The 11,972-nt window shown below is 53.2% G+C and carries 11 protein-coding genes and 1 pseudogene; 4 read left to right on the top strand and 8 right to left on the bottom strand.

Annotated elements, in window-relative coordinates; all coding sequences use genetic code 11:
• Positions 1-556 precede the first annotated feature (556 nt).
• Genes L5470_RS12240 through L5470_RS12220 form a run of 5 tightly spaced genes read right to left on the bottom strand, consistent with a single transcriptional unit; the run spans position 557 to position 4,653 of the window.
• Positions 557-817 carry a ParB N-terminal domain-containing protein gene (locus L5470_RS12240; RefSeq protein ID WP_099799882.1) on the bottom strand — a complete coding sequence of 87 codons (261 nt, stop codon included), beginning with the start codon at positions 815-817 and terminating at the stop codon, positions 557-559.
• A gap of 57 nt (positions 818-874) precedes the next feature.
• Positions 875-2,122: a D-alanyl-D-alanine carboxypeptidase gene (locus L5470_RS12235; protein WP_499500129.1), complete on the bottom strand. Its 1,248-nt coding sequence runs from the start codon at positions 2,120-2,122 to the stop codon at positions 875-877.
• 7 nt (positions 2,123-2,129) lie between these two features.
• Positions 2,130-2,336 carry a DUF2839 domain-containing protein gene (locus L5470_RS12230; protein WP_099798949.1) on the bottom strand — a complete coding sequence of 69 codons (207 nt, stop codon included), beginning with the start codon at positions 2,334-2,336 and terminating at the stop codon, positions 2,130-2,132.
• Between the two features lie 41 nt (positions 2,337-2,377).
• Positions 2,378-3,631, bottom strand: a complete 1,254-nt coding sequence (gene arsJ / locus L5470_RS12225) for an organoarsenical effux MFS transporter ArsJ (RefSeq protein WP_499500128.1) — start codon at positions 3,629-3,631, stop codon at positions 2,378-2,380.
• Between the two features lie 17 nt (positions 3,632-3,648).
• Positions 3,649-4,653, bottom strand: a complete 1,005-nt coding sequence (locus L5470_RS12220) for an ArsJ-associated glyceraldehyde-3-phosphate dehydrogenase (protein ID WP_499500130.1) — start codon at positions 4,651-4,653, stop codon at positions 3,649-3,651.
• Positions 4,654-4,821: 168 nt separating this feature from the next.
• Between L5470_RS12220 and L5470_RS12215 the strand changes: the two genes are divergently transcribed.
• The gene (locus L5470_RS12215) at positions 4,822-8,430 is read left to right on the top strand and encodes a hydantoinase B/oxoprolinase family protein (protein WP_499500127.1); all 3,609 of its coding nucleotides are present in this window, start codon (positions 4,822-4,824) and stop codon (positions 8,428-8,430) included.
• Here L5470_RS12215 and L5470_RS12210 read toward each other — a convergent pair.
• From L5470_RS12210 to L5470_RS12200, 3 genes and pseudogenes are all read right to left on the bottom strand, one after another.
• A complete protein-coding gene (locus tag L5470_RS12210; protein ID WP_099798945.1) occupies positions 8,427-8,825 on the bottom strand; it encodes an AbrB family transcriptional regulator in 399 nt (132 codons plus the stop codon). The two genes, L5470_RS12215 and L5470_RS12210, sit on opposite strands and share 4 nt — an antisense overlap.
• 867 nt (positions 8,826-9,692) lie before the next feature.
• Positions 9,693-9,914, bottom strand: a pseudogene (locus tag L5470_RS12205) (hypothetical protein); the annotation flags it as partial.
• 41 nt (positions 9,915-9,955) lie between these two features.
• Positions 9,956-10,108, bottom strand: a complete 153-nt coding sequence (locus tag L5470_RS12200; RefSeq protein ID WP_448515381.1) for an IS1/IS1595 family N-terminal zinc-binding domain-containing protein — start codon at positions 10,106-10,108, stop codon at positions 9,956-9,958.
• Positions 10,109-10,160: 52 nt separating this feature from the next.
• Between L5470_RS12200 and L5470_RS12195 the strand changes: the two genes are divergently transcribed.
• The 3 genes from L5470_RS12195 (at position 10,161) to L5470_RS12185 (ending at position 11,935) form a co-directional block, all read left to right on the top strand.
• Positions 10,161-10,403, top strand: a complete 243-nt coding sequence (locus L5470_RS12195) for a hypothetical protein (RefSeq protein WP_499500126.1) — start codon at positions 10,161-10,163, stop codon at positions 10,401-10,403.
• 349 nt (positions 10,404-10,752) lie between these two features.
• On the top strand, positions 10,753-11,508 hold the full coding sequence (locus tag L5470_RS12190) for a response regulator transcription factor (protein WP_099799881.1): 756 nt from the start codon (positions 10,753-10,755) through the stop codon (positions 11,506-11,508).
• 46 nt (positions 11,509-11,554) lie between these two features.
• Entirely contained in the window at positions 11,555-11,935 is a 381-nt protein-coding gene (locus L5470_RS12185) for a hypothetical protein (RefSeq protein WP_499500125.1), read from the top strand.
• Positions 11,936-11,972: the final 37 nt, after the last annotated feature.

Raw genomic sequence — 11,972 nt, 5'->3', positions numbered from 1 at the left:
CTACATCACCTTAGACGCTACCGAGGGGGAGGCCACTGTTCAAGGTGCATCGCGTTGAATGCTTATAGGGGTGATGTGGGCGGGCTAAAACCCCTCCGCTTTAGCGAGGGGATACAGCCAACTCAGGGGGCTTTAGCCCTCTCTATGTGTTAAACTAGAGACGTGGGAAGTAGGCGTATCAACTACGCGAAGAAACATCCTAGTACGGAGAAATCCCGGCAAGTAAGTCACTACCGCTTTGGCGGCAAGCCTAAACCACTGCAAGCAATGGCAGGATGTTGAGCGTATCGAATTGGCTAGTGTTGGAAAGCGCGAAACCACGAACCGAAACATAAACGTATTCCCAATAGCAGAAATGCTTGAGGTGAGTAGGGGGTCTTTGACTGCCCCCACCCGCATTAAGTTGTGGGTGACAGCTCAAGGGAAAAGCGAAGCAACGCGGCTTCAGCCCGTTGCGTAGCATCCTTTGGGAATCCCCTCTCTTTCAAAGAGGGGAGAAGTCAAGGCTAACCACCTTTTGGAGAGCTGTTCTAAGACTCGATGGGGCGATCGCCGCTCAGGCAAGGTGTAATTGTAAGACGGAGCGAGGCGCACGCCGTACCCGCGCCCGAATGGTGGCTAACCCCAAGCGTTGGCAGGCTTCATAGCGGTGGCAACCAGAAAACCCATAGTACTGCCCTTCCACTTCCAAAACATCAATTGGCTCCTGCTGGCCAATCTCGGCAATGGAGGCCATCAGAGCTTCCACTTTGGCAGGATCCGTCTGGCGGATCAGCGGACGACGAATGGCATTCAGGGGCAAGTCTAAAATTTGCATTGGCTTAATCAAACTCGTTATGAGTTTATTTTAGCAGTCTCTAGGACGGTTGCCTAGCTATGGCGCAGCGATCACCTGTATTCGCTGTGGATCCCCAAACCGAGGGGGTGCGGCATGGCCTTGAAACTCTGCGCCTCGTTCTTGGCTAGGTTGCAGGGTTTGGCTAAGGTGTTGAACGTAGCGATCTTGACCGTGGCGGAACCCCCAMAAATTMCCACCGCCATTGAAGAGGGCAAAACAAACCGTGCCGTACTTCGCGGTGGGTAACACGCCAGCAAGGGCGCTAACGTTCCATAGAGACCCTGTCTTAATCAGCGTTGCTGCAGGGAGTTGGCGATTCTCTAGGGTGCCGCCATCCCGTCCCGCCATGGGTAAAATATCGGCAAGGCTGTAGTTTTTGGCGGCCAGTTCCTGTTGCAAGCTAAAAAGCATTCCGCAGGCGGCGCGGGGCGAGATACGATTTTCTACCCCTAAGCCAGAGCCATTGATGAGTTGAATTTCTTGGGGCGGCACCTGAGCCTTGGCAGCAGCAATCTGGGCAACGGTGGCTGCCCCTCCGGCAAGTTTAGCAAGAGTGTCCGCAATGTCATTATTGCTGTAAATATTCATCTGGCGCACAATTTCTAGCAGCGGCAGGGAGCGGTGCTCAAGACGAAGGGTCACGTTGGCGGGCGGACTAGCTTGAATGCGGGTTGTGCCAGCAATCGCTAACTGGGGGCGAGGTTGACCGTGTAGATGCGCCCTGTAAGCGGCTTGGGCGTCAGCAGGCCAACGCTGGTGATCAAGGGCAATCTTGAACAGATCAGCCGCAGTGCTTGGCTCTGGGTAAAAGTTCATGCTGAAGGGGGGCACGATCACCAGATTTCCGTTGATTCTGCGAATGCCTAGGCGATTCAACCCTTGAGCGATCGCCATCGCCTCTTCCCAGACAAATAGAGGATCGTTGCCCCCGATAACCACTAGATCGCCATTGAGGGTGCCATTGCTCAGGGTGCCTGTGGTGCCAATACGGGTTACAAATTGATAGTCAGCGGGATGATTTGCTAGCACTGCTAAGCTGGTGGCAACTTTGGTAATGGAGGCCGCCGGTAAGGGGCGATCGCCTTGGTGATCAATAAGCAACTGATGAGCGGTTTGCACCCAGACTCCCTGATCCGTTATCGGAAAGCCTTGCTGAGCAATTCCTTGCAAGTAGCGATCGCTATACTGTTGCAGTGCCACTTCCGTTGGAAACAGCACAGGACGGATGTGCTCAACCCCCACGCCCCCGGCGTACCAAGCAATTATGGCCAGTAAATCTAACATCGGTTCCCTAGTTTGCCGCTAACTGCCACCAGCCGAAACTCGGGCCAATGAAGCGAACGGTTAACCAAATAACCACCAACAGGCCAATCCCCACCCATGTGCCGCGAGTCAGCCACGTTTGCAGCAGCACCAGTTGCTCTTTCTGGAACCAACGACTTTTTTCCTTACCGTAATTTTCTCCTAGGGTGTCCTTACGCCGTTTTGCCTCACCCATCGGTGCCTCCTTGTTCAGCCTCTTTGGCTTCCCATCCTACCTTACTCCCCGTCTCCTGCGACAAAGGATAAAGGCGGTGGCTGCCCCTTGGGATCCTCTAGCTTCAGGGAAATTAGCCCCGCACAAAGGACAAACACCATCGATACCCATAGGCACCCCACTAACCCCCACACTTGATACACCCAACCGGAGAGGACTGTGCCCGCTAGCCGCCCCCCCGAGTTGGCCATATAGTAAAAGCCCACGTTCAAGGCAACTTTTTCATCGTCGGTGTAAGCCAACACCAGATAGGAGTGTACGGCGGAGTTCATGGCAAAAATAAGGCCAAACAGCAATAGCCCACCAATAATGACGGCGTTCGGATCCCAGCGACTCAGGAGTCCAAGGGCAATGACCCCAGGGACAAGTGTTAGGGCAAACGTCCAAAATTGAATGGTTGAGGCTTGGGGCGATCGCCCCCGATTCAGGTAGCGCAGCAAAATAGGTGCCGACGACTGAACGGCACCATAACCAATGACCCACAGCGCCAAAAACCCCCCCACCTGATAAAAAGACCACCCCAGTTCACTTTGCAGGAACACGGGCAAACCCACCACAAACCAGACATCCCGCGCCCCAAACAGAAAAAAGCGTGCCGCCGACAAAATATTGATGGCTCTACTTTTAGAAAACAGTTGCTGAAATTTGATTTTCTTTTTGATTTGTCCCATCCCCCGCGGTAGCAGCAACCCGCTTAGGAGAATGAACATCAAGGCGATCGCCATGATCCATAGGGCAGCGGCAAAGCCCACCACTGTCAACAGCACACTACCCACAAAAAAGCCTACCCCTTTAAGGGCATTTTTGGATCCCGTTAAAACCGCAACCCACTTAAACAGCCGCGACTCCGCCTCTTGAGGCACCACCAAGCGAATCGCGCTTTTCGAGCTCATCTTTGTTAAGTCTTTGGCAACCCCTGAAAGAGCTTGAGCCGCCATAACGTAAGGAATGGCAAACCATAGCGGCCACGCTTGGGTCAGGGGGGTCAGCAAGACCAGCGCCACCACCTGTAGGCCAATCCCCGCGTACAGGGTTACATTTAAGCCTAAGCGAGAGCCAATCCAGCCCCCCAAAAAATTCGTGACAATGCCGAAGATTTCATAAAACAAAAACAGAAAGGCAATTTCCAGTGGGGTGTAGCCAATCTGGTTAAAGTAGAGCAACACAAGCATCCGTAGTGCGCCATCGGTGATCGTGAACCCCCAGTAGGCAAGGGTAACAATCATGTAATTGCGCACACTGGTGGAAGCGGCCATGCCAGTTCTCCTGATCCTTAGGGAAGGGTTGTCGCCACTAAGCGAGCGAGTTCAGCCATGCGGTTACTGTAGCCCCACTCATTGTCGTACCACGCCAGAATTTTCACGTGTGTGTCATCGACGACAAGGGTTGAGGGGGCATCAATAATACTGGAGCGGGGATCGTTGCAGTAGTCAATAGATACAAGGGGGCGCTCTTCGTAGCCGAGGATACCCTTCAGGTCACCGGCTGCTGCCGTCTTTAGGAATGTGTTCACCTCAGCAACCGTCGTGGCACGGCTGACTTCAAACACACAGTCGGTTAGGGAGGCGTTCAACAAGGGAACCCGTACCGCCAACCCATTCAGCTTCCCTTGCAACTCAGGATAAATCAGGCCAATGGCTGTGGCAGAACCAGTGGTGGTGGGCACCAAGGACATCAGGCTAGAGCGAGCGCGGCGTAAGTCTTTGTGCGGGGCATCGACAACGGTTTGGGTATTCGTGACATTATGAATTGTGGTAATTAAGCCGTGACGAATCCCCAAGGCTTCGTGAATGACCTTGACCACAGGCGCCAGACAGTTGGTGGTGCAGGAGGCCGCCGTGAGTAAATGATGGGTATGCGGATCATAAAGATGATCGTTGACCCCCATGACAATGTTGAGCGCTTCCTCTTTAACGGGCGCGGCCACAATAACCTTTCTCACCCCCGTGGCAAAATAGGGAGCTAACTGCTTGGGGGTGCGAAACTTGCCAGAACACTCCAGCACAATCTCTACACCGTAATCGCCCCAAGGAACATCCTCAGGATGCTTCGCCTCAGAAAAGGTGATCGATTGATCCGCAATGGCGATCGCCCCCTCCGTGGGATGAATCGCCTGTGGCCAACGACCATGAACCGAATCAAATTCCAGCAAGTGTGCGGCTGCCGTTGTGCCCCCCTGAATCTCATTAATGTGGCGGAACTCCAGTTCAGGCCAAGCCCATGCGGCTCGCAACACTAAGCGGCCAATACGTCCAAAGCCGTTAATGCCGATGCCAATACCCATTGTGGCTGCTCCAGCAGGTCATTCCTACGTTATTTCAACTTATCTTGAATTGTCAACGCCCACCAATAGCCTTGAGCCTTTGGGGATTCTAAGGGCAGAAGACAAAACAGCTAGCCCTCACCGTAGGATACTGAAAGAGCGCTGGGTTCAGGCGAAGTAGGAATGAAATGGCAATTCTGGATTGATCGCGGGGGCACATTTACCGATATTGTAGCGCGGCACCCCAACGGCCAAATTCTGGTTCATAAGCTCCTATCAGAAAATCCAGAGCACTACCGGGATGCAGCGGTGGCCGGCATTCGCTCTTTGATGGGGCTACAGGCCAGTGACCCCATACCGGCAGAGACGGTTGAGATCGTTAAACTGGGCACCACGGTTGCCACCAATGCCCTGCTGGAGCGCACCGGAGAGCCAACAGTACTTGTAATTACCGAAGGGTTTGGCGATGCCTTAGCTATTGGCTACCAACAGCGTCCGGATCTGTTTGCCCTTGCGATTCAACAGCCTGAGCCACTCTATGCTGAGGTCATTGAAGTCAGAGAGCGCCTGAGTGCCAGCGGCGAGGTATTAGTCCCCCTTGATGTGGCGGCATTGGAGCCACAATTGCGATCTTGCTATGCCAAAGGCATCCGCAGTTGTGCCATTGTCTTGGTGCATGGCTATCGCTACCCCCGCCATGAGATGCAAATTGCTGAGCTGGCTCGCGCCATTGGTTTCACTCAGGTATCGGTGTCCCACGAAGTCAGTGGCTTAATCAAACTGGTCAGCCGTGGGGATACCACCGTTGTCGATGCCTATTTGTCCCCTGTACTCCACCGCTACCTTGCAGGGGTTCAGGCTGAATTAGGGGAGATTCCCCTCTACTGTATGCAGTCCAATGGCGGCGTGGTGGCGGCCTCCTTTTTTCGCGGTAAAGATAGCTTACTCTCAGGGCCTGCGGGCGGGATGGTGGGTGTGGTGCAAACCGCCTTGGCCGCCGGTATTGAGCGGTTGATTGGTCTGGATATGGGGGGGACATCTACCGATGTATGTCACTACCGGCACAGCCAGACGACCCCTTGGCCAGAGTATGAACGCTGGGAAGAAGCCAGTATCGCTGGTGTACGGGTGCGATCGCCCCTGTTAGCGGTGCATACTGTCGCAGCAGGAGGGGGGTCGATTCTGCGCTTTCACGGGGGACGCTACCAAGTGGGGCCAGCCTCTGCGGGGGCAAACCCCGGGCCTGCTGCCTATCGCCGCGGTGGACCACTAACCATCACCGATGCCAATGTTTTGCTAGGGAAGATTCAACCTGACTATTTTCCGTCAGTGTTTGGCGTGGATGGTCAACAACCCCTTGATCACAAGACGGTGATCCACAAATTTGGCGAGCTTGCCACCACGATCGCCAAGGCCACGGGAGAGCAGGTACCACCGGAAGCAGTGGCCACTGGCTTTATTGCGGTTGCCGTTCATACCATGGCGCAGGCAATCAAAAAAATTTCCTTAGAGCAGGGGCACGATGTACGGGAATACACCCTCTGCTGTTTTGGTGGTGCTGGCGGCCAACATGCCTGCCTCATTGCCGAGGTTTTGGGGATGCCACAAGTCTATATCCACCCGTATGCGGGGGTGCTTTCCGCTTACGGCATTGGCCAAGCAGAGCTACGGGTACTCAAAGAGCAAACCATTGAACGCCCTTTAACCCCAGAGACGGTGTCCCACCTTGCAGCAACGATTGAACAACTCCGGCAACAGGCACTAGGGGATTTAGTGACTCAAGGGGTGAGTGCACAAAGTGTGCAAACCCATGTTCGCGCGGGGCTAGGGTATGAGGGCACGGACTCGACCCTGTGGATTCCGTGGGACGATGTCACCACCATGACGGCAGCCTTTACTCAGGCACATCAGGATCGCTATGGCTTTGTGTTAGCGGGGCGATCGCTTCGGATAGGCCAAATTGCCGTTGAAGCCGTAGCGTGTCAGCCACCCCCAGCGGTAACGGACTCCCGACCCTACGTCAGCTCACAGCCCTTGGCCACCGTGCGTGTCTATAGTCAGGGGCAGTGGCATCTGGCGCCAGTGTACCAGCGGCAGGCACTCCCTAGCAATACAGTCATCCAAGGGGTAGCCCTCATTCTGGATGGGACAGGCACAAATGTAGTAGAGGCAGGGTGGCAGGCTAAAGTTGACCCCCAAGGCGGCCTCTGGTTATCTCCTATGGCCGCCCCAACAGTACCCCAACCACGGCAGCGGCCAACCGTTGCCGATCCGGTACAGCTAGCCATCTTTCAGCAGCTTTTTCGCGCCATTGCCGAGCAGATGGGGGTCACCCTGCAACACACCAGTGTCTCGGTCAACATCAAAGAACGCTTAGACTTTTCCTGTGCCCTTTTTGACCATCAGGGCAACCTCGTGGCCAATGCTCCCCACATCCCTGTTCACCTTGGCTCCATGGGGGAAAGTGTCAAGGCACTGCTGGCAGAGAAGGGCGATACCCTGCGCCCAGGTCAGGTGTTTGCCACGAACAATCCCTACCGCGGCGGCACTCACCTCCCTGATATTACCGTAATCACCCCTGTCTTTTTGCCTAGGGAAACACGCCCCGCATTCTTTGTGGCCTCGCGGGGGCACCATGCGGATATTGGTGGTATGAGTCCGGGGTCAATGCCCGCCAACAGCACGACGATTGCTGAAGAAGGGGCACTGCTGGATAACGTCCTCCTTGTAGATCAAGGGGTGTTTCAGACGCTGGCCATCAGCCAATGTTTAACGGCAACACCCTACCCTGTCCGACATCTCCAGCAAAACCTAGCAGATTTACAAGCACAAGTTGCCGCCAATCAGCGCGGCATGCAGGAGCTACGCAGCCTCTGCGATCGCTATGGCCGGGAGGTGGTGGTTGCTTATATGCAATTCACCCAAGACAATGCTGCTGAGTGCGTGCGCCAGTGTTTGCGATCGCTGGCCAGCGGAACGTTTCGGACAGACATGGACAACGGTAGTTGCCTTCAGGTACAGATCACCATTGACCCTGAGCAAGGAACTGCGCTTCTCGACTTCAGCGGCACCTCACCCCAACGCAGCGACAACTTTAACGCCCCCCTCGCCATCACTAAGGCGGTGGCGCTCTACGTCTTTCGTACCCTTGTCCAAGAGGATATTCCCCTTAATGAAGGGTGTTTACGACCCATTACCCTGCGTATTCCAACCGGGTGCCTGCTTAACCCCACCTACCCTGCTGCGGTTGTAGCTGGGAACGTCGAAACCTCCCAAGCCCTTGCCAACCTTCTCTATGGCGCACTGGGGGTTATGGCAGCCTCTCAGGGCACCATGAACAACCTGAGTTTTGGCAATGACCGCTATCAATACTACGAAACCCTCTGTGGTGGTGCAGGGGCAGGAGCCACCTTTGAGGGGGCTAGCACCGTGCAAACCCACATGACCAACTCACGGCTGACGGATGTTGAAGTTCTTGAAAGCCGCTATCCAGTCATCATTTGGGAATTTCGTCGTCGCTCGGGGAGTGGTGGGAAGGGGAGGCACCGGGGGGGCGATGGCGCAGTGCGAGTTCTCGAGTTTCGCGAAGCCATGACCGTTAGCCTTCTGAGCCAGTCACGCCGCATTCCACCCTTCGGCTTAGCTGGTGGGGAAGCCGGGGCAACGGGGCAAAATCAGTTACTGCCCCTCAACCAGCCTCCTCAAACGTTGCCAGGAACAGTGACTATTCAAGTGCAGCCGGGCGATCGCCTGCGAGTGGCTACCCCCGGTGGTGGTGGCTTCGGGATCTAGTCGGGATCTGTGGGCTGACCATTACTGCTGACCTGCTTGAGATGAATATGCTTACGCCCAAGGCTAATTTCAAACTCATCCCCAGGTTTCAGATTCATTTGCTTCGTATAGGCAGAACCAATCAGCAAGTTGCCATTGGCTTGTACCGTAATCCGATAGCTGGCACTACGGCCACCCCGACTACCACTCCGCCCGCTCTTACTGTCAAGATTCATCCCCAACGCTTCGAGCAAGGCATTAGTAAATTTCATCTTGCTGATCCGCTCAGCACCACTTTGAGTAACCGTGTAGTAGCCACAGGCTTTTGCCTTTTCTGCCTTAGAAAGATGTTCGAGTTCTTTGACTTTGTCTAGTAAAGCAGCACCCGTGAGAGGTTCTACTCGTTTTCGTCCCATTTTAACCTACCTTATCAACCGTTAAATGCTGTCCTTCATTGACGACTTAGATAGTTGATTGTCGATCAGATGACAGCCAACTCAATAATAGTGAGCCTATTATTTAGATAACCATAACTGCTTTAAAAATTCAAGTTCTTACGTAGAGTAACGACATTTTATCACCTTTTAGGTTGTGATACTATTTCAGAAATGTTTGGCATATTTTCTGCCTAAAAGATATATGGCCTTAACCTAGGCCAGCCGTTTCCTCAATGAAGTCATAGTAATCCTATCTCTATACCATGTTCCGTAGTAGCCAACAAGACAGCGCAGGTTAATTTTTAATAGTTAGCTTAAACGACCGGGGTTATAGCACAGTTCCGTGAACAAAAAGCAGGGAGTAGTATCGATCCCAGCGGCGGGTCGTGGCATCCTCCTTTATCTGACGAGCGAGAATCTCCCGTGCTCTTGAGGTAGCAACGAGAACGAGCCTAACATGATGCTTGGTATTAACAACAAGAGCGGCTTGACCATGTTTACACCCTAACTTCCTTACTGGCTGAAAAAAGAAGATGACCTCTAGGGTCCCAATGAGGTTAATGCTGTGCCTCTACAGCAAAGCATGACGCATCTAATAACGTTTTCACCGACAAAGCGCCCTAAAGCCCCTGCCTTGAGACATGGGGATATAAGGTGCTGAAATGTTGTAAAATCTAGGGTGTATCGTAGGACATACGGAAACATCTCCAATAAAGAGTAAACGACTAGAGAGACAAGCACCTCTGCTAATGCAAAGCAAGTTGAGTTTGTAAGTGCGGCCACTGAACCAGTAATCCTAAAGGACAACCTTAGGGGAATCTCCTAGCCTTAGCTACGGGCAATATGTTAAACACAGCGTAAAGTATCCCAAGGATGCCAACTCCAAAATAAAGCACCATACCTGCATTGGGCTAGCACTTGGGGTGCATGGCGTGGATGCCAACTGGCTCCTGATATCTGAACCCGCCGGTCAATCTGTTTCACCCAAGACTCAACACACCCACCGCCAATGACACAAACGCCTTCAGCTTGAAAATACTCGTAATTGATCATGCGGTAACGATGCTCGCGTCAATGCCTTGACACCCCAAGCCATTGACATACATGCCTCAGCATTGTTGCTGGATGTCATCACTATATCGTTGAGCGCCACTGTAGTTATCAACGAATTGCGGATAACAACTGACACAAATGTAATTTTGCTTACCTCTTCTCCTCCCGTTCTTACGGATATGAGTCGATTGGCATTCTGGACATTGCATGAGAACTCATCCTCACTCCTCCCTTCATCATGCAACGTCGGCCAACCGCCCTGTGCAAGATCTAGACCAGCACGTTGCAACGGTGACTCACAGTTGGAGCAACTGTCCCTACAACCCAGCTACACCCAGTACCTATCCCTGCATGTGGACGGCTCCGCAACGTCTTGGTACGCCCTACCCCACTAACGCCTACGAAAACGCTGTTGGCCAAGCTCACCCCTATCGTGCCACTACTGCTGCTGCGTTTAACTCATGGCAGCGTAGCTCTGCCCATCGCAGTGTTCTCCTCAATTAAGGGATATGCTAATCCATGACATGGCAAGCGATTGGCATTGGCATTTACAGAGGCTATGCAGTGGTATGGTTTGGCGATGCTCTTGACCCTGCGGTACAGATGGAACCTTAAGATCTCGCTGAAAAGCCTTAAATCTGTTGCTGGGGTTACGAAACAGTTAGGGATAAATTTGCTAAATTAGCATCCAATTCCAGTGAAATACCCTTGGGAGAGGACACTTAACCCTCTCTTTATGATGGGATTGGGACACCGCTGATGAACAGTTCGTCTCATGGGCGGTAAACATTCACAAGAAAGTTACCTGTTGCTTGTTACTGTTTACTCCTCTCCTAATGTGGGGCAATGGCTTATGTTTGTGCATATCGAAATTATTGAGAGCAACCCCCACCTCCGATCTCTCCTAGGCTGGCATTTACAGCAGGTTGGCCATACCGTTCACTTGGCCAGTGGGTGTCAGCAGGGGCAAGAGGTCTTTCAACAGCGCCATCCCGATCTTGTTGTCCTAGACCTCGACTTAAATGAAGGGAATGGCCTTGATCTGTGCCGCTGGCTTCACTATCAGCAGCAGGCCATTATCTTAGTACTTTCGGCTCACGGCGATGAAACAGATGTTGTGGCCGCCTTGCGCTCAGGTGCCGATGACTATCTTGCCAAGCCGTTTGGGATGCAGGAGTTTTTAGCCCGGGTCGAAGTCCTCACGCGCCGTAGCCGTCCGTTTTTACCTAGCGTTCTGAATCTAGGTGAGTTGCAAGTGGATTTGGTGCAACGACGAGTTGTTGTCCGGAATATGCCGGTCGATCTAACACCCCAAGAGTTTAGTTTGCTCTATGTGCTCACGCAAATGGGAGGCACACCCCTCAGTCGTCAAGAACTCCTGCGCAGGGCATGGCCCGAAAGTATTGATAACCCACGCACTGTCGATACGCATATTCTATCTTTACGCAAAAAAATAGAGCTTGATCCCCAGCAACCGCGTCTCATTCAAACGGTACGCAATGTGGGCTATCGTCTGCACCTCGAACCCGTGAACGGTCGCCACAGGCACAATGGGGTGAAACCCCACCAACGTCCAGCACAGTCCCGTTCCTCCCATGTGTTGGTCTAGAGGGTTTGCTAGGATTGGGGATTGAGTGGAGCACGAGCAAGATTTCATGACAACTGCACCGCCATCCCCGGCCGCCTCGTCTTGGATACTCCAGCCAAACGGGTTGCTCGATCTGTATCGCCAGCAGCAGTGGGATGCCCTCTCAGAGGAGTTTTTGCAGTTGCTGGATTTTTTTAGGCAGACAACCTATCTAAGCCTAGATCCGCAGCAGCAGTATGCCATTGATGCCTTTGTAAACTACTCCCAGCTAAAGCAGGGAGCTTTTAGTAGCCCTGCAGTTAGCAAGCCAACCGCGAGCCTCTGGGGTGGTTTACAACACCCCCAATCGACCGTTACCAGTGCCTTAAACAACCGTTTCTGGTGTCCGCAGTACAATTATAACCTAAGGCAACTAAAGTTGCTAAAGGAGCTTTCCTCCCCGCACTGAAGTACGGGGCTTCCAGCCATACCCGATGTGAAACAGT

It is taken from the genome of Synechococcus sp. PCC 6717 (genome assembly GCF_022698185.1).
Classification (GTDB): domain Bacteria; phylum Cyanobacteriota; class Cyanobacteriia; order Thermosynechococcales; family Thermosynechococcaceae; genus Thermosynechococcus; species Thermosynechococcus lividus.
Note: the sequence above shows the minus strand (reverse complement) of the source record. Positions and strands in the feature narration are given on the sequence as shown.